This is a genomic window from Aureibacillus halotolerans, assembly GCF_004363045.1.
GTDB lineage: Bacteria > Bacillota > Bacilli > Bacillales > DSM-28697 > Aureibacillus > Aureibacillus halotolerans.
The window spans coordinates 1-17,927 of the sequence record NZ_SNYJ01000012.1 but is presented as its reverse complement, the minus strand read 5'-3'; the positions used below and the strand labels follow the sequence as shown (position 1 = coordinate 17,927).

15 protein-coding genes are annotated in these 17,927 nt (G+C 40.7%); all 15 read right to left on the bottom strand.

Annotated features, from left to right (window positions below; translation table 11 throughout):
- Positions 1 to 70: 70 nt before the first annotated feature.
- Positions 71 to 685 carry a sugar transferase gene (locus EV213_RS13725; protein WP_133581125.1) on the bottom strand — a complete coding sequence of 205 codons (615 nt, stop codon included), beginning with the start codon at positions 683 to 685 and terminating at the stop codon, positions 71 to 73.
- On the bottom strand, positions 682 to 1,731 hold the full coding sequence (locus EV213_RS13720; protein ID WP_133581124.1) for a GDP-mannose 4,6-dehydratase: 1,050 nt from the start codon (positions 1,729 to 1,731) through the stop codon (positions 682 to 684). Before EV213_RS13720 ends, EV213_RS13725 begins: the two co-directional genes overlap by 4 nt.
- A complete protein-coding gene (locus EV213_RS13715) occupies positions 1,700 to 3,082 on the bottom strand; it encodes a UDP-glucose dehydrogenase family protein (protein ID WP_133581123.1) in 1,383 nt (460 codons plus the stop codon). The genes EV213_RS13720 and EV213_RS13715 overlap by 32 nt, the downstream gene beginning before the upstream one ends.
- A complete protein-coding gene (locus EV213_RS13710) occupies positions 3,079 to 4,239 on the bottom strand; it encodes a glycosyltransferase family 4 protein (protein WP_133581122.1) in 1,161 nt (386 codons plus the stop codon). Before EV213_RS13710 ends, EV213_RS13715 begins: the two co-directional genes overlap by 4 nt.
- A gap of 634 nt (positions 4,240 to 4,873) precedes the next feature.
- Positions 4,874 to 6,295 carry a lipopolysaccharide biosynthesis protein gene (locus EV213_RS13705; protein ID WP_133581121.1) on the bottom strand — a complete coding sequence of 474 codons (1,422 nt, stop codon included), beginning with the start codon at positions 6,293 to 6,295 and terminating at the stop codon, positions 4,874 to 4,876.
- Between the two features lie 30 nt (positions 6,296 to 6,325).
- Positions 6,326 to 7,264: a polysaccharide pyruvyl transferase family protein gene (locus EV213_RS13700; RefSeq protein WP_133581120.1), complete on the bottom strand. Its 939-nt coding sequence runs from the start codon at positions 7,262 to 7,264 to the stop codon at positions 6,326 to 6,328.
- A gap of 51 nt (positions 7,265 to 7,315) precedes the next feature.
- Positions 7,316 to 8,290 (bottom strand): glycosyltransferase, encoded by a 975-nt coding sequence (locus tag EV213_RS13695; RefSeq protein WP_166639314.1) that lies wholly within the window; start codon positions 8,288 to 8,290, stop codon positions 7,316 to 7,318.
- The gene (locus EV213_RS13690; protein ID WP_133581118.1) at positions 8,271 to 9,530 is read right to left on the bottom strand and encodes a hypothetical protein; all 1,260 of its coding nucleotides are present in this window, start codon (positions 9,528 to 9,530) and stop codon (positions 8,271 to 8,273) included. The genes EV213_RS13695 and EV213_RS13690 overlap by 20 nt, the downstream gene beginning before the upstream one ends.
- Before the next feature lie 32 nt (positions 9,531 to 9,562).
- Positions 9,563 to 10,654 carry a glycosyltransferase gene (locus EV213_RS13685; RefSeq protein ID WP_133581117.1) on the bottom strand — a complete coding sequence of 364 codons (1,092 nt, stop codon included), beginning with the start codon at positions 10,652 to 10,654 and terminating at the stop codon, positions 9,563 to 9,565.
- Positions 10,651 to 11,760 carry a glycosyltransferase family 1 protein gene (locus tag EV213_RS13680; protein WP_133581116.1) on the bottom strand — a complete coding sequence of 370 codons (1,110 nt, stop codon included), beginning with the start codon at positions 11,758 to 11,760 and terminating at the stop codon, positions 10,651 to 10,653. Before EV213_RS13680 ends, EV213_RS13685 begins: the two co-directional genes overlap by 4 nt.
- A 426-nt stretch (positions 11,761 to 12,186) precedes the next feature.
- Complete coding sequence (gene galU, locus EV213_RS13675) at positions 12,187 to 13,074, bottom strand: UTP--glucose-1-phosphate uridylyltransferase GalU (RefSeq protein WP_133581115.1); 888 nt, start codon at positions 13,072 to 13,074, stop codon at positions 12,187 to 12,189.
- A gap of 16 nt (positions 13,075 to 13,090) precedes the next feature.
- Positions 13,091 to 14,935, bottom strand: a complete 1,845-nt coding sequence (locus EV213_RS13670) for a polysaccharide biosynthesis protein (RefSeq protein ID WP_133581114.1) — start codon at positions 14,933 to 14,935, stop codon at positions 13,091 to 13,093.
- 549 nt (positions 14,936 to 15,484) lie between these two features.
- Positions 15,485 to 16,177 carry a CpsD/CapB family tyrosine-protein kinase gene (locus EV213_RS13665; RefSeq protein WP_133581113.1) on the bottom strand — a complete coding sequence of 231 codons (693 nt, stop codon included), beginning with the start codon at positions 16,175 to 16,177 and terminating at the stop codon, positions 15,485 to 15,487.
- On the bottom strand, positions 16,158 to 16,913 hold the full coding sequence (locus tag EV213_RS13660; RefSeq protein WP_133581112.1) for a YveK family protein: 756 nt from the start codon (positions 16,911 to 16,913) through the stop codon (positions 16,158 to 16,160). Before EV213_RS13660 ends, EV213_RS13665 begins: the two co-directional genes overlap by 20 nt.
- A gap of 567 nt (positions 16,914 to 17,480) precedes the next feature.
- Positions 17,481 to 17,786: a hypothetical protein gene (locus EV213_RS13655; RefSeq protein WP_133581111.1), complete on the bottom strand. Its 306-nt coding sequence runs from the start codon at positions 17,784 to 17,786 to the stop codon at positions 17,481 to 17,483.
- Between the last annotated feature and the right edge of the window lie 141 nt (positions 17,787 to 17,927).

The following is a 17,927-nucleotide window of genomic DNA, read 5'->3' as shown; positions in this document are numbered from 1 at the left end:
TCATGGTCGGATTGCCCTCCCTGTTATTCAGAACGTCTTGTTACTTTTAAAGCTCGATAGTGAATTAAATTTACATCACACTCTTCTGACTACCTTTAAATTTCTCCATCGTATGATTTTCACTCTGGTTAATCCCGTCTCTTCGAATGACCTTAAATAACGTCATACAGAGAATCTTTACATCAAGCCAAATAGACGAATGATCCACATACCACACATCAAATGCAAACTTCTCCTCCCAACTTATCGCATTCCTTCCGTTAACTTGTGCCCACCCCGTGATTCCTGGTTTCACCTCATGACGTCTAGCCTGTTCTTGCGAGTACAATTGTAGGTACTCCATTAAAAGAGGACGAGGGCCAACGAGACTGATATCTCCTTTAAGGACATTGATCAGCTGTGGCAGCTCGTCCAAGCTAAGCGATCGAATCAATCGACCGGTTTTGGTTAAACGTACAGAAGCAGGAAGCAGATTTCCCGCACTGTCTTTTTCATCAGTCATTGTACGAAATTTGTAGAGATAAAATGGCCTTCCGTGCAAACCAGGCCGTTGTTGTTTGAAAAAGACTGGGGAACCTAACTTACGTTTAATAATGATATAAACGACGACGAATACAATCATGACAACGGCTAGTATGAGTAATGAAGTGATGATATCTACACTTCTTTTAAGGAGATTTTTCATGATCTCAACGACGTCTCCTGCAATTTATTATAGTAGTGTACATACCAATCGGTAAAAACTTGTAGACCATCTGTTATTGATGTACTCGGTTTAAAATCAACAATGTCTTCTAATTTATTCGTGCTCGCATACGTTGCGGGAACGTCTCCAGGTTTGATCGGTTCATATTCTTTTATAAAGGACACGTTCTCGTTTAGTGATTTTCCAAGCGCTTTTTCTAAGGCTGCAATAAACTCCATTAACTTTACTGGTTTGTTATTGCCTATGTTAAAGACTCGATGGGGGATAAGATCATCTGATGGACAAAGGATTAATTTCTCAATGCCTCGGATAATATCATCAATAAACGTAAAGTCTCTGTAGAGGTCATTCGCAAAGTCACCGTTATTGTATATTTTTATGGCTTCCCCATTAAAGTATTTGTCAAGAAAGCTGTAATACGCCATGTCCGGTCGTCCCATAGGTCCATACACCGTAAAGAAACGCAGCCCTGTAGCCGGAATATTGTAAAGATGGCTATACGTATGCGCCATCAGTTCATTTGATTTTTTCGTGGCCGCATACAGCGATACCGGATGATCGACCCTATCCGTTTCCTCAAAAGGCACCTTCGTGTTTGACCCATAGACGGAGCTTGAAGACGCATAAATCAAGTGATTGACGGGGTATTTCTTACAAGCTTCTAATATATTGAAAAAACCAACAATATTACTTTGAATATACGCGTCAGGGTTCTCCAATGAATACCGAACGCCAGCTTGTGCGGCTAAATGAACGACGATCGCTGGTTGATACGTCTCAAAAACAGCGCCTATTTCGACTTTTTCAGCTAGGTCACCTTCCACAAATACAAAATTGTCATATTCTTTCAATTGATTTAAACGATCTATTTTCAACTGAGGATCATAATAGTCATTGATATTGTCGAATCCAATGACCTGTAACCCTTGATCCAATAATTTTTTAGATAAAAAATAACCGATAAAGCCCACGGCTCCGGTTATGAGATAAACGTTATTTAATTGTCGTTGCTGCTTTTGTTTCATTTGGATTCATCACTCTTTCAGTCTTGTATTTCATTTCAACAGCTCTACCTATTGAATGATATTCCACACCTGCCAAAGCCATATCCTGAGGGGAGTAAATATTCCGCCCGTCAAAAACGAGTGGCGTTTTCATGAATTGGGCATAGTCTTCACACTTGATTTTTTTAATGTCTTCCCATTCGGTAAAGATAAACGTGACATGGGCATCTACCAACGCCTCTTCCGTTGAAGCGCAATACGTAATAGAACCCTTTGCGTAGTTTCCTTCTGCATAATGGGATGAAAAATTCTTTTGACCAACGGGGTCATAAATATACAAATTGGCGCCATGCTCCAATAACAAAGGAATATTTAACAGAGATGGAGCTTCCCTCAGATCATCCGTACCCGGTTTAAACGTCACTCCTAATATAGCAACCTTTAAGTTGTTAAACGTAATAAGTCGTTTTGACGCTTTGTTGTAAAGTTTTAAGCGCTGATCTTCATTGGTTTCAATGGCTGCATTGACCGTTTTTAATTGATACCCATGTTGCTTTGCCAATGAACTTAAGGCTTTCGTATCCTTAGGAAAACAAGAACCGCCATAGCCTATACCGGCATTTAAGAAATTGCTGCCAATTCTTTTGTCATACCCCATCCCCTTAGCAACATCTTGTATGTCAGCATCAACCAATTCACAAAGGTTCGCGATGTCATTCATGTACGATATTTTCAATGCTAGGAAATCATTCGATGCGTATTTAATCATTTCAGCGGATCGCCGATTAACGACAAGGATAGGCAATTGAAAAGGCTCATAAATATCTAGAAGCTTTTCTTTCGCCCAATGGCTCTCCGCCCCTATGATAATTCGATCCGCCTGTAGGGTGTCCCTTACCGCAGAGCCTTGCGCTAGAAACTCAGGATTCGATGCCACCTCTACCTTTACAGGATTTATGAGAAAATCGTTGATAAATTGCTCAACTTTATCTGCAGTGCCCACTGGAACTGTTGATTTTACGACCACCAGACAATCATGATGAATCGATTCTGCGATCTGTCTTGCGACAACAGCGATATTTGTTAAATCGGCCGTTCCATCTTTATTCTCAGGCGTTCCCACACCAACAAAGATGACCTCTGCGTTGCCATAGGCTTGTTTGAAGTTTGTCGTGAATGTTAACCTTCCTATTGAGATATTTTTTTGAATAAGGTCTTCTAGATCTTTTTCATAAATTGGAGAGATCCCGCGTGATAGAGCATCCATCTTATTCTCATCGATATCGACACACACGACATTGTGACCCATTTCTGCAAAACAAACGCCTGAAACCAACCCGACATACCCTGTTCCTGAAACTGTAATGTTCATGGTACCAATCCTTTCGGTGTTAAAACTCTATTCGCCTCTTGGCTTAACGTTGAATACACTTCTTTGATTCTTTCCACGACAATTAATTCAGTATATTCTGATTTTATTCTCGTGAATGCATTCTCACCAAACTGCGTTCTGATCGATTCATCAGTCAATAACTTAATTAATCGTTCTCCAAAGAATTTCACATTATCCGTTGGCGTTAAATAGCCATTATAGTTGTCTATCACCAGCTCATTTGTCCCGATGACATCGGTTGCTACAATCGGTTTCGAATAGGCCATGGCCTCCATTAATATTCGAGGAATCCCTTCCTTAAAAGATGTAAGCACCACAACGTCTGACAGTTGGAGGACTCGTGGAATATTATTGATGTTCCCAGTGAACAAAACTTGATCTGTTAAATGAAGAGCTGCCACTTTCTCTTGTATACGTTCTTTTAATGGCCCCTCACCCGCTAAAACCAATAAAAACTCCTTGTGATAATTCGCTTTCACATAATGGATACAATCTATTAAAAATGAATGGTTTTTAATGCCTTCAAATCGTGCGCCCATAAAAATAATTTGTCTCTTTGGCTTTGCCTCTTGAAGCCTTTTCGTTAAATCTGTTTCAACAGTAAGTTGTGAAAGAGCTTCTAAATTTATTCCATTGCCTTCATAAAACACCGGTTTTCTAACGATCAGCTTATTCAGATGTACAATATCATGCTTATTTTGAGATAAAATCGCATCGCTAAACATGGCCCCGATGCTTTCAAGAATTCTGTAGACTTGATACACAAATTTTTTCTGTCCCTTATAGAATGGCAATCCGTGACTTGTATGAATAATGAGTGGTGTTCTCGCAAAAAAGGCTGCCACTCTGCCTATTAATCCTGCTTTTGCCGTATGCGTGTGCACAATCTGATAGTTTTCCGTTTTCAACAACTTATACAATTTAATGATGGAAGACAGATCTTGGATGATATTTATTTTTCTGTTCATATCGATATATTTGAATATCAATGGTGATTCTTTGATTAAACTTGGTTTCAAGCCCTCTTTTGATGATATTAAATGAATATCCATGTCTGTTTCATGTTTCAATAATTCAAGTTTATCGAGCAATATTTTGTGGCTTGCCGCAGACGTGCATATATGACAAATTTTCATTGTATCCCTTCTTTCTTAGCCTAATGTCCTTTCAGGTAACGTAGATCTTATTTTATTCAAATACAGTGTGGTAATTGTTTTAGTACAAGCGGAAGGTGGATAAAAATTGAATTTATTCTTCTTAGACAAACGGCTATACGCTCGCTTTCCGCGGGCGATGCGCAAGCCTCCTCAAGCGTTTTCGCTCTGCGGGGTCTCACTTGGCTCGCTTTCCCCCAGGAGTCTCACTAGTAGCCGTTTTTGGTTTCTTTTAAAGGACGAACGAAATGAGAAAGACCTTATTGATCCATGTTCGTTCATTAGTAAATAAATAGTTGGAAAAGGTCTTAGATGCCCATTCTTCCTGTTAAAAATGTTGCGATAAAAACGTTTCTCCATTATACGAGCCTGAGACAAAATAAAAACAATTTACGCAGAAACAAACCCCAGCGAAGTCAAAATACGTAGACTCCTGCGGCAAAGCAAACACGACGAGGTCTTCTCGAGACGATGTTGCACTTGTACCCTTTAGGGTGGATCAGCGCGAGCTGAAGATCCCCTCGGAAAGCCTGCTTTCCGAGGAAGCTGAAGCCGTGCCCGCGGAAAGCGAAGTATTTTGACGAAGCGGCCGTGATTTCTTTGAACCCTGTTATTATCACCGTCTTTTACGACCTGACCTATTTCGCAGCATGGACATGATATCATTCAGCATTGATTTCAGCTGTGCGTAATTAATGAATAAAAGAACAACAAAAAGAAACATGAGGAGGTAATATTTAAATTGTAGGTCAGTAAATAAAATAGCAATCTGCAGCAACAGCACAAAAAACATGAGAAATAGTTTCTTCACATGGAAATGAATGGTGACATATTTTTTAGTATCTATAACCCTCAACAAAAAGATGAACAAGAAACTAATCATCGTTGCGAACGCAGCACCATTCACCCCAAAAATCGGGACCAACAGCAGCGTTATTATGATATTTACAAGCGCGCCAATAAAACTACTTTTAAACACACCATTCGTTTGCTTCGAAGCAATGTAATTTGTGCCCAAAAAAGCTGAGAAGGCTGAGAATAAACTCGCTAATAATAAAAATGGCGTGTATTTCCATGATTCAATGTATTCACTAGAAACTAGAATGCTGATGATGAAATGCAAATGAACGATGATGAAAGAAGTACATAACATAAGAACAGTGGACAGATAGTCAAAGATCTTCGAGAAAAAATCGTCTTTTTCTTCCGAATCAAATTCTTCGATAGCGGACATTTGCCATGCTTGAAAAAAAATCGCATGGACCGTATTTAATAAACTCGGTATTTTACTCGCTACTGCATATAATCCGTTAGCGCTTGCCCCTAGTATCATCGCTATAATGTAGCGATCAGAAAAATTCATTACCCACCACATCAACGCATTAGGCATTAAAGGAACGCTATAAATCAGTAAGTCTTTCATTAACTTATGTTTAATCTTATGAAAGTTAATATGACGGTGTATGTTCCCAGCGAAAAAATTGAATACACAACCAAATAATAGTGTAATCACATAAGCAAGTAAGTATCCATCGATTCCTAGGTCGAGGACAACTAAAAATATGATATTGCTTAAGAATAAAATGAATGAGCTGATCATTCCGCTTAACGCATAGAGCTTAACGAAATGACAACCTCGTATATACTGCATGAAAATGGTGTTTAACGCTTGTAAAATCACGATGATATAAAAGTAATCCGTAAACTCTCCAAAAGGCAGCACTCTATTTAATAATGGGTAGAGCATAACGAGTAGAATACTGCCGGCAATCATAATAACGATACTATTAATAAGTACCGCCTCTTTATCGTACTGCTTATCCATGACAAATCTGAAAACACCATTGAACACGCTTAAAGTCACTAAAGGCAAAACTAAATTGCTAGTAACTGTAATTAGATCAGCTGTACCAAACTCACTTGGCGTCAGATGATACGTGTACACTGGTATGAGAAAAAATAAGATAAGTTTAGTGCCAAGATTTCCGACGGAAAAAACAAGTGAATTCTTCATCAGTTTTTGAATTTTATTTACCACGTTATTCAACGACCTTCTGTATCGTAATAGTTATTCAATTAATTTTGAGTTGTTAAGATTTTTTGTCCATAACTTGTAATATGATGAGTTTTTCCCGTACGTATTGTCCATTAATTGATTGCCCTTGTTCATTAGACAGGCTAAAATATGGCCATGTAATCTTGACGTAATAATCGTTTCGTGACCACCATACATGTTTATTGCTTTGTTGACTTTATATCGAACATAAAGGTCCAATGATTTCACTTTTATAACGTTCGGTATGTTCATGTTGTGCATTTTGTATAAAACTTTTAATAAAAACAAGCTAAATGGGGTGAAGAGGTCTTCCCAATCAAATGTTGCATTTGGACTGTTGAATCCTTTAATAGCAGGTGCTTTTTCTAAATCACGCCTCATTAAGTATAAGGTTTTACTCGCATTCGAATCATTTGCCTTACGATTGATTGGATAAAGTGCATGAGCCATATCTGGGCTGAGATACACATTCTCCAGATATTTTTTAGCAGTCGTAAAGCTTTTGTTGTCTCGTACAAAGATATGCAGATCTTTATGTTTTGCATATGACGCGAAATCTTTTATTTCGTTTTCTTCTTTTTGGTAGTGTATCGTTTGAGGGAGAATCACTATTTTGTGGTCCGGGTAATTTTCTATCAATAAGTTCCTTAATTCTTGATGAGGGCCGTACAAATCTCCGAAGTTTCCACCACCTTGACAGACAATAATGACGTTTTGAGGAATATTTATTTTTTGTTCGTATTTTAATTTATTGTTGACCTTATGATAACTAAATCTTTTTCTCACATGGATGTTTTTCTCTTTAAAAAACCTTTCTGCTCCTTGCCAAATTAGCATATCGCCAATATTCTTATACACTGGATAGTCAAAGAAAAATATATCTGAATTCTCAGGTATAACGTCAGACACTACGTTTAATTTTTCTTTTAATTGCGTCATCACTTGGACCATGTTTACTCCTTCTAAATACGTTTTTTGGTCATTTTCTCTACTACCGTGCCTTTAATTTAAATTGGCTCTTATTTTTAAATAGACGTTTGGCGAGATGCTAAACACGATAAATTCGAGCTTCTTTTTCCACCCTATTTTGGTTCGAACGATATCGGAGTGGTGTTCTTTTATTTTTTGCTTATAATACAAACATTCCTCTTTCATTCCTGCAATGTGACATTTATAAAAAAATTGGAGCAGCAACTTATAGTAACTAGATTTCGCTAGCAAAAAGTGATCTTGGAGTTTTAGTTTTTTCAGAAACTCCATTCTGTTCATATATTGCAGTTCTTTATATAAATCTTTTGAACTAAAGCTACTTTGGGTGATACTAGACGGATTCGTGTAAATGTGATGATAGAGACATTTATTCACAAGACAGACCTTGTTGGAATAATACAGCGCTTTGCATGTAAATAAATAATCCTCATGAATTTCGCCCTTCGGAAAAACCATTCCCTCCATACGATCAATGATTTTCCTGCTAAAAAGCTTCGACCAAACAGCGGTCCTGGGCATGTAGCCGTTCCCTTCTGAACTTAAATGGCTTTTTAATGCCTGTGTTCCTGATAAAACGGTCACTTCCCCTGTTTCTTCAGCAACCACCTTGTCTGCGTAGATTCGCTCGACGGCACACTCTGCGATATCACTATTGGTGAGCGTCATGTGATGAAAAAGTTCATTGTACATGTCTTTATGAATATAATCGTCACTGTCGACAAAGCCGATGTACTCCCCAGTAGCGACTTCCAATCCCGCGTTTCGAGCGTCACTCAACCCGCCATTAGACTTATGAACCACTTTCACATGACGATATTGTTGCTCGTACTGATCACAGATCGCGCCACAGTTATCTGGCGACCCATCATCAACTAAAATAATCTCCAAATTCGGATACGATTGCTCCAGAATTGAATTTACACACTTATGAATGAATTTCTCTACATTGTAGATAGGAACAATCACACTAATTAGAGGGCGATCCATTTGCATTCTCCTTTTTTAAGAATTGTGGCTTATGATCTTTCGACGTCGACTTTATCCCCGACAATAAGATCGCTGTAATTATCAAACCAACTGGAATGTATTTAAAGATGAAAGGTTCTTTAAGCTCAACAATAAAAATCAATAGAATATAAGCGAAAAAGAAGACTTTAAGCTTCCCGCCTCTCACCTTGCGAATTAAGGTGATGAGGTAGATGAACAAACTCACGTAGAAGATGACCGCAAAGACGACCCCTAAGCTCGAGTACATCTGAACATACCCACTGTCGTGTTGAACGGTTGTCCCATTGCTTGTCGTTCCCCTGTAAACAGCAGTCCCCACAACAGTTTCATTACTCAATGAAGGGATTTGCATTTCCATGAGTGCTGTCACAGAGCCTTCTTCTAAACCATCGTCAACGACACTTGTTACCCATGTATTTAATTGTTCTAATCGATCTTCGTTTATCCCGAGACGATCCACTAAAAAACTTAACGAAAAAAAGGCAATGAGCATGATCGGTAAAACCTTCAACATTGCGGTTTTCCCATAATCTTTCAGCAGAATAGAACTAAACACAAAAATACTTAACACACATCCTATATAGAAGCCCGTTCTGCCTGTTAAGAAAGTAGCGGTAAGAAGACATAAAAAAAAGATCACATAGTTTACTGTGATTATCCTTTTGAAGTGAAGAAAATAACTACAGAAGTATAAGCCCGTCGCTAATAATAACGATAAAAACGCTCCTTCAGCCCCTACTCCATTGGCTCTATCGGTTCTTGTATACTCAATATTACCGGTCGGTTGAAACGTATTCTCTAGAAACACTCTGAAGCCTTCAAATGAGAATTGCGAAAACACGATGAGCGATTGAATGACCATTGCAATGACGACAGATCTTGCATATTCATCAAGACCTTTGAAGAAGTTCGCTAATAAAACACTTCCAATGATTGTGTAGATGATGAAATACATTTCTCTAGAATACACGTAATCTGCCAAAGGACTTTGTGGCCAACTTACAGATAAAATAAAGAGCCAGAGGAAGATCATCACATTGATGGACAGGATAAAATACATACTTCCTGTATTGAACCTAAAGCGTTTAAACGACACAATATAATGGATGAATAAGATGACAAAGACTATCTTTCGACTGGAAAAGATGCTCGGTAAACCTAACAGTGATAAATCAAATATGAACAGAAACGTTAAGATCCCCAATACAATTATTCTCATGATTCAGACCACGTAGAATACGACATCATACGCTAAACTAAGCTTCCATACATTTGTTCAATCTTCATAATTTCATTTTTTACTGAAAACCCTCTATTTTCAACGTTCATGCCATTATTTATGCGATTTTCGTTATTGATATCCACGTCTAAAATTGCCTTTACCCATGAAGAAATGTCTTGTTGCTGAATGGGCAAAGCGTAGACATTTTCGTTAATTACGACTTCTTCCGTGATTGTATTTGATATAATGCATGGCAATCCATTGGACTGTGCTTCAATCACGGCATTCGGAAACCCTTCGTAATGCGATGGAAAAATAAACTGGTCTGCAGCACTTAAAAGGATGTGGATGTCGTTTCGATTGCCCAAAAAAATGACGTCTTTTTCTAAACCAGCATGATTCACTTGCTGTTGGAGTTTTGTCCTTAAACGACCTTCGCCAACAAGGAGTAGCTTTGCTTCCCTATGATATTCCTTCAAACCCTTAAAGGTATCAATCAAAAACGAGTGGTTCTTTTGCTCTCTTAACGCCCCTACATTTATTAAAACTAATTCATTATTGATCCCAAGTTCTTTTCTTATTGCCATCCGATTCTCTTGGCTATATTGATACTTCTTTACATTGAGACCATTGTTAATCACTTCGTAGCCTCCTTTTCGAAAGAGCCAGTCTCCTGCAATTTTAGAGACCGCTACTTTTTCTACCGTTTTGAAAGGGAACGAATAATAATGATAATAATGGAGTACTTTTGTGATCATTTTTTTGGGGCTTTCCCCATTTCTGCTGTGTACAATCACGTTCACCCCATAGGTAAGTGCTATTTTTGCAGGCGTCACATAGCTCAACGTATTTAGATGACAATGGAAGGCATCGTATTTATTATTCTCAAAAACGCTTCGGATCTCTTGCACGTTTTTTTGATAACTTTGCGACCGCGGTGTAATGAAGTGAAACGAACACCCCGCTGCTTTCAGTTCGTTATAAAAACAAGGCTCTTCGTTCCCGATGATTAAGAAATCAAATTGGAATTTCTCCTTGTCAATTTCGTTAAATATCTTTCTTAAATACGTCTCAATGCCCCCTAGGGAATGAGTTAACCCATAGTGAAGTATTCTAATCATGGCCAAATCCTTTCATAGAAATTAGAGAGCCAAACGACATTTGTTTGAATGTCATAGGCATCATCGATTGTCTGCTCTTTCGTTCGAGAATCCACGGTTAAGGAATGCTCATTGATGAGATGTGCCCACCTCTTTGGTCCATCTTTCAAATGAACTTTTTGCACATTTGCTGAAATGACCGCTTCATTTGGTACTTTCTCTGAGACGAGGCATTTTAATTGAGAGGCTTGGGCCTCCACGACGACGATGCCTAACCCTTCCCATAGAGAAGGCAAAATAAAAACATCCATGGCGAGCAGGATGTCTTCTACTTCACTTATTGCACCTAGGAACATAATGTTGTTTTCCAATTGATGTTCGTTCACTTTCGTTTTAATATCAGCTGCTAATTCTCCGGTTCCCACCCATATGAACACGGCGTCCTTATTTATTTTGACCAATTCTTTGACGACATCGATGATAAAGTAGGGATTTTTTTGCTGCGTCAAACGGCCGACGGTCCCGACGACAAAACGACCGTTTAAAGACATTTTGTCTCTAATAGCAAGCCTTCTATCATGGTCATATTTAAATTTATTCATATCAATGGCATTTTTGATGATATGAAAATTACTTTTCTGTTGTACATGTTTACCGAACAGCCACTCTCCCGCCTGAGCAGAACAAGCAAAAAAATAATCAGCCACATATTTCACTCTATATTGTAAAAGGTTTTTTGCTATGGCAGAAAAACCCGTTCCTGAGGACGTATTATGGCTATGAGAAATGGTTGTTCGCCCATATTTATTTGCGATATCCAAATAGATGGCTGCTGTACTTCTGACATGTCCATGAACGATTTTATATTCCTTGTTCTTTTTAAAGAAATCATTCCAAAGCCTCGTGTATGTTTTATGATTCGTGCCTGTATATTTCGGTATATTGATGATTCGACCGCCTAGTGATTGGATTTCTTTGGAATAGGCACATTCATCCTTTGTATGGATTAAAAAATCAAATTGAATTTTTGATCGATCAATGTTTCTATACAGATTCATGACCATTGTTTCAGCACCGCCACGATCGAGTCGACCAAAGACGTGTAGAATTCTGTATGGTTTTTTCATTGATAAACTCCTTATATCACAGGCTTGTTTTATCTTTCTATTTACTGAAGATAGATTATGGCAATGGACTTACGTTTAAATAATCTGCGCAGTGCAAAACTATTCCTTGCATAAAACGATGCACTTACCTGCCTTAATTGGTTGCAATACGCCTTTTCACTCGATATACGAGTCTCGGACACAATAAAAAACAATCTAACCAGAAGCAAACCCAGCGTAGACAAAATACGTAGACTCTAGTGGGATCAGCACGAGCTGAAGATCCCCTCGGAAAGCCTGCTTTCCGAGGAAGCTGAAGCCGTGCCCCACAGAAAGCGAAGTGTTTTGACGCAGCGGTCGTATTCCCGTGCACCCTAGCGCATCTTCGACTCGCTAAAACCTCGTCGTGTTTCTTTGCACCAAAAAGAGCGAGTTGTCTTGTACCGATTACTTCGTGACTAATTCGCCAACATATTCTTTCATCTTTTTCAATAAGTCATCTCTAAGGTCTTCGCGTTCTAAGGCAAATTCCAGTTGGGTTAACACAAAGCCAAGTTTTTCACCAACATCATAGCGTTTGCCTTCAAAGTTGTAGGCAAAGACGCGTTGAATCAGGTTCAACTCTTGCAGCGCGTCCGTCAGTTGAATCTCCCCACCTGCTCCAACTTGCTGCTTGTCCAAGCATAAAAAGACTTCTGGCGTTAAAATATACCGACCCATAATGGCTAATGTGGAAGGTGCTGTTCCTAAAGCTGGCTTTTCGACTAAGCTTCTGATCTGTGCACGGCGTTCTGTCATCGTTTCGATCACAGGGTCGACGATGCCATACCTAGGGGTTTCTGCTTCCGGAACGGTCTGCACACCAATGACCGATGACCTCGTAAGCTCATATTCATTAATCAACTGTTTTAAACAAGGCGTCTCACTTTGGACAATGTCATCCCCGAGTAAAACGGCGAATGGCTCATCCCCAACAAAATGACGTGCACACCAAATCGCATGGCCGAGTCCTTTTGGTTCCTTTTGGCGGATGTAATGGATGTTGGCTAGATTAGAAGAGTACTGCACCTCTTTTAGCAATTCATGTTTTCCTTTGTTCGCCAGTGTTAGTTCTAATTCTGGCGCGTTATCAAAATGATCTTCAATGGCGCGTTTCCCTTTCCCTGTCACAATAATGATGTCTTCGATGCCAGAAGCAATCGCTTCTTCAACGATGTACTGAATGGTCGGCTTATCGACAATTGGCAGCATTTCTTTCGGCATCGCTTTCGTTGCCGGCAAAAAACGTGTTCCTAACCCTGCTGCTGGAATAATGGCTTTCCGTATTTTCTTCATTTGTTTCCTCCTAAAATCAAGTTGAGTACTGTAACACCTTTTCAATTCGACGGTTGGCCAACGATAGGACCGCTTCCTTAAGATCATCCGTTTGCATCTCTTGAACGCCTTGAATAACGTCTTCCACCATCTCGTAATCAAACGCCACCGTATTCCCGACAAAAATTTTCGGAAACACAGGCTCTAGGTTCACTTCATTCTCATTGAGTAGCTCTTCGTACATCTTTTCTCCAGGACGGATGCCAGAATAGTGAATGCCGATGTCTTCTGTCGTGAAACCAGACAAACGAATCAAGTTTTTCGCGAGATCGACGATTTTGACGGATTCACCCATGTCGAGGACGAAAATTTCGCCGCCTTCTGCTAAGGCGCCAGCTTGCAGAACCAAGCGGGAAGCTTCTGGTATCGTCATAAAATATCTGGTCATATCCGGATGTGTGACCGTAACTGGACCACCAGCTTCAATTTGCTTTTTAAACAGCGGAATGACACTGCCCCGGCTGCCAAGGACGTTGCCAAAACGGACGGCGACAAATTTGGTCAAGCTTTGCTTGTTCTTCGTTTGCACGATCATTTCCGCCACTCGCTTTGTCGCTCCCATAACATTTGTTGGGTTGACGGCTTTGTCTGAGGAAATAAGGACAAAGGTTTTCACACCTGCCATGGACGCGGCATCAGCGACATTGTTCGTGCCAATCACATTGTTTTTCACAGCTTCGCGCGGATTGGCTTCCATAAGAGGCACATGCTTATGAGCCGCAGCGTGATAAACGCGTGCGGGCTGGTAGGTGAACATCACGTCCATCATGCGCTCCTTGTCCTGAATATCCGCGATCACTGTCACAAGTTCGGTGTTCACATCTAGTGCTGCAAGCTCCATATGAATGGCGTAGATGCTATTTTCTCCGTGGCCTAAGAGGACCAGACGCGCGGGTTCAAATTGAAGCAGCTGGCGACAAATTTCAGATCCGATCGAGCCTCCAGCTCCTGTCACAAGAATGGTTTCACCCATTGTTTCCTTGGAGATCGCAGTGATATCCAACTCGACGGGATCGCGTCCAAGCAAATCCTCGATCGACACATCGCGGATTTGATTGACTGAGATATTTCCCATCGCAATGTCTTCAATCATCGGCAAGGTTTGCACATTTTTCACCGTGCTCTGTGCGAACTGGATAATTTCCTTCAGCTTTTGATGTGGCGTAGACGGCATTGCGATGACAATATGATTCACATGATACTCGAGTACATAATGCTTCAGATGTTTAATCTCACCTAACACGGGCAAACCACATACGGTGAGTGAATGCATGTGCTGATTGTCGTCAACGAAACCAATTGGAGCAATCGTTTTATCTGAGCGGGTCTTTAATTGGCGCGCAAGCATCTGCCCTGCCGATCCTGCCCCGATAATGAGCGTTCGCTTGTCGGTCGCATATGACTGGTTTATCTTCGTCCGCTTTTCTTTCGGTGTTGTTTGGAAACCATTTGACTTGTAATAACGCCAGGCAAAACGAACACCACCAAGGAACATAATATGGAGCATCCAAGTGATAATTAAGGCGCGCTCGTAGATCATGCCGAAGAAAACAGCCTGCATCATCGCCGTTGTGCCAACAGAAATGGAGACAACCTTGATTAAGCTCAACATTTCCTCAAGGCTCGCATAGCGCCACACCTTTTTGTACATCTTGTAGAGATAGGAAAACAGATGATGTGTAAGCAACAACGTAAGTGCTGAGACGAACATCATGACATCGAGCGAGGTGACGTAAGGATTTAAGAAGAAGTGCGACATATAAATCGAAAATGACACGATCGCTGAATCAATTAAAATCAACAGCAGTAAACGCTTTTTCATTGAAGCACTCACCTTGTGATCTCACTCCTCTCTTTAGTTACAATAAAACACCCAGCCCAAAAGTCCTTACCCGTCAGGCACTTCTCAGCTAGATGTTCTATCTAAAAACAATGACTATAGTCCTAATTTAAACGCAACCTTCGGAAATTTCAGTGTAAAAATGGGATTTCTCCCTGGGGCATTAAACCCCACCTCACACCATGCTTTTGACAACGAACGCGTCTAAGGACTGCTTCCTTGAAGGAGTCCCACAGCATAGCCGAGTGCCTCCGTGGATAACGGCGAGGAGACATGTCCGTTACGAATGAATCGTAAGGGCTGGAGATTTTTTGAATATTTTTGTGAAGCGTCTTCACGATAGATGCTGCATGTTGCTAGAAGAACTTACTTGCATTTAATACGTGATAGCATGTCGATGCGCAGCATGCTGCCGTCGATCGTTCGCTCAGCGTTTTCCTTGAGCATCATGACCATATCGAGGCCAAATTTGTCATTTGGCATATCGTAGCTCTGTGCCAAATGGAAGCCGCACCATTTACGGTTATATGTTTATTTTCTTCCATAGTAGCTGCTTTGTTTCACTGGAATTTGGTTAAGCACAACACCAAGCACCTTAGCGCGCGCCTTTTGAAGAAGCTCTTTTGCTTGCTTTGCTGCATCCACGTCTGTTTTTCCACTTGCCGTGACGAGCACCACGCCGTCGCATTGATTCGCCAGCACTTGCGCGTCGGTGACCGCGAGCACTGGTGGGGTGTCAAAAATAACGATGTCGTACATGTTACGAAGATCGTTCATCAGGCTGTGCATCGCTTGACTGCCAAGCAGCTCAGCAGGATTTGGCGGAATTGGACCACTCGGCAAGATGTCAAGCGAGTCAATGTCGCTTTTCACGCAAGCGGACTCAACTGCGCTTTGCTTTGTGAGCACGCTGGTGAGACCGAAGCTGTTCTCCAAATGGAACGTGTAGTGAACGGTTGGCTTTCTTAGATCCGCATCCACTAACAAGACACGTTTGCCTTGCTGAGCGAATACAACAGCCAGATTAGCAGCCGTCGTTGACTTGCCTTCCTCAGGTCCAGTTGAAGTGACCATGATGAATTTTACCTTTGTATCCACAGCGGAAAACTCAATATTTGTTCGTATCGTCCGATATTGCTCAGCCACAGCTGACTTCGGACTGTGAAACGTAAGTAAGCTGCGCTGCTTGATTGCCTGGATGCCCTTACTGAGCTTTCTGTTCATATTGTTGTTGCTCCTTCTGTGTCAGTCGTCGAGTGGCGGCTGAGCTGGCAGCAGCTTCTTTTTCAAGATCCATTAGTGTAACTGAACCGAGCACGTTAAGCTCCAGGTGTCGCTTAATGTCCTCTTCTGTTTCAAGAATGTTGTCGAAGTAATCCAACACATAAACCAAGCCAACACCTGCCATAAGACCAACAACAAAGGCAATCGCAATGTTCAGTGTCGTGCGTGGGCTGATCGGATCGTTCGCTGCTTGGGCTTCAGAGAGGATTGATACATTTTCTACGTTTGTGCCGAACAATTCAGGAACCGTCTCTTGAAAAACCTTTGCTGTCGTATTGGCAATCGATGCGGCCAAGGCAGGATCGGCATCTTTCACAGAAATCTCAACAACCTGTGAATTTTCCTGGGAGTTGACGCCGATCTTCGCTGACACCTCACCCGCTGTCAGACCAGCGCCTACCTGTTCAGCGACTGGTTCAGCAATCGTGTTGCTCTGAATAATCACTTTGTATGTATTGATAAGTTCAAGGCTCGTCCGAACACTGTTCGGGTCATATTGCGTCGTTTCACTCTGCTGGTTCACAAGAATTTGCGTTGTTGACTGATACATTGGCGTTAAAACAAATAAACTGATAACAGCGCTGATGACAGTTGCTCCGAGCGTGATTGCTACGATAAGCCAAAGGCGTTTTCTCAACGTGGCTAGCACGTCTTTCAACGAGATCGTTTCCTCCATAATTCCCTCCAGGTACACTGTCGCATTTTGGTTTCTGCTTCAGCGTTTTTGCCGAACGTCGTTCTCTCAATGTTCTCTCAATGAAAGAGAAAAATGTAGACGCTTCGTATGAAACGTCAAACGTTGTCGATGAACTACTTTTATTGTAGCCCACAATAGCGCCTTTGTTTTTAAACTTTATGTCAAGTTTTTCTATTCTGATTCTTTTTAAAATGTAATCGCTTACTCGTAACGAAGGAGAGAACGCTTATGTTTTAAGGAAGATTCATTCGTTCTTTTTAAAGAACATCAAGTTAAGAATCGTTTAAGCCTTTCGTGTTTCTTCGACATTTATCGACGGGATGGATGTGCGTGTATTCTGTTCAAAGAGAGATTTGTTACTGTTTCCAGAAGGGTGGGGATGAGTGGTTTTAGAAATGGAGGAGAGGATGCGGGTTTTGAAAAGGAGAAAAAGTAGAGATGGGCATGAGTTGACGCGGAGGAATTTAGACGATCATTAAAGTAACATCTAAGACATTTGTTCGCTAGAATAGGGATTCCACGAATTACTCTTATCAGATCCCAAAATCAAAACCCATAGATCTTATAGAGGAAATACGCGATAAACGAGAATTCTTTCAGAAGTGAGTGCTCTTCGTTACGATCATTCACGTGCACAGTGACTTTCCTTGGCAAGCCACGCGTGAATAAGATCTCTGATGTTCGTTTTCCCTGGTAATCGACCGTTAGTTTGTATTCACCAGCTTCACGACGAATAAGGAGGGTTTCATCATCTACCCCTCCAATCCGAAATTTCGGTTTGAATGTCGTTTGATTGATCAATCGTAGCGAATGGTTATGTACGTGATCTGTAAACACCAAGCGGCTTTTCATATAATCCTTTTTATGCTCGATCAGATTTCTGATCGACGCGGTCTTCTGTTAATGCTGCTTAATAACGTCTTAATGTTGACGGTGTTGTTTGTCCGGGGATTGACGGATATAATGTCCTTAATCACCCTGAAGAAAGGAAAA

What these genes read in the sequence shown, in the direction of transcription:
- EV213_RS13690 (WP_133581118.1), bottom strand. Translation starts at nt 9,530, where the DNA reads ATGAGAATAATTGTATTGGGGATCTTAACGTTTCTGTTCATATTTGAT.
- EV213_RS13670 (WP_133581114.1), bottom strand. Translation starts at nt 14,935, where the DNA reads ATGAAAAAGCGTTTACTGCTGTTGATTTTAATTGATTCAGCGATCGTG.
- EV213_RS13665 (WP_133581113.1), bottom strand. Translation starts at nt 16,177, where the DNA reads ATGAACAGAAAGCTCAGTAAGGGCATCCAGGCAATCAAGCAGCGCAGC.
- EV213_RS13660 (WP_133581112.1), bottom strand. Translation starts at nt 16,913, where the DNA reads ATGGAGGAAACGATCTCGTTGAAAGACGTGCTAGCCACGTTGAGAAAA.
- EV213_RS13700 (WP_133581120.1), bottom strand. Translation starts at nt 7,264, where the DNA reads ATGGTCCAAGTGATGACGCAATTAAAAGAAAAATTAAACGTAGTGTCT.
- EV213_RS13710 (WP_133581122.1), bottom strand. Translation starts at nt 4,239, where the DNA reads ATGAAAATTTGTCATATATGCACGTCTGCGGCAAGCCACAAAATATTG.
- EV213_RS13685 (WP_133581117.1), bottom strand. Translation starts at nt 10,654, where the DNA reads ATGATTAGAATACTTCACTATGGGTTAACTCATTCCCTAGGGGGCATT.
- EV213_RS13725 (WP_133581125.1), bottom strand. Translation starts at nt 685, where the DNA reads ATGAAAAATCTCCTTAAAAGAAGTGTAGATATCATCACTTCATTACTC.
- galU (WP_133581115.1), bottom strand. Translation starts at nt 13,074, where the DNA reads ATGAAGAAAATACGGAAAGCCATTATTCCAGCAGCAGGGTTAGGAACA.
- EV213_RS13655 (WP_133581111.1), bottom strand. Translation starts at nt 17,786, where the DNA reads ATGAAAAGCCGCTTGGTGTTTACAGATCACGTACATAACCATTCGCTA.
- EV213_RS13680 (WP_133581116.1), bottom strand. Translation starts at nt 11,760, where the DNA reads ATGAAAAAACCATACAGAATTCTACACGTCTTTGGTCGACTCGATCGT.
- EV213_RS13715 (WP_133581123.1), bottom strand. Translation starts at nt 3,082, where the DNA reads ATGAACATTACAGTTTCAGGAACAGGGTATGTCGGGTTGGTTTCAGGC.
- EV213_RS13720 (WP_133581124.1), bottom strand. Translation starts at nt 1,731, where the DNA reads ATGAAACAAAAGCAGCAACGACAATTAAATAACGTTTATCTCATAACC.
- EV213_RS13695 (WP_166639314.1), bottom strand. Translation starts at nt 8,290, where the DNA reads ATGGATCGCCCTCTAATTAGTGTGATTGTTCCTATCTACAATGTAGAG.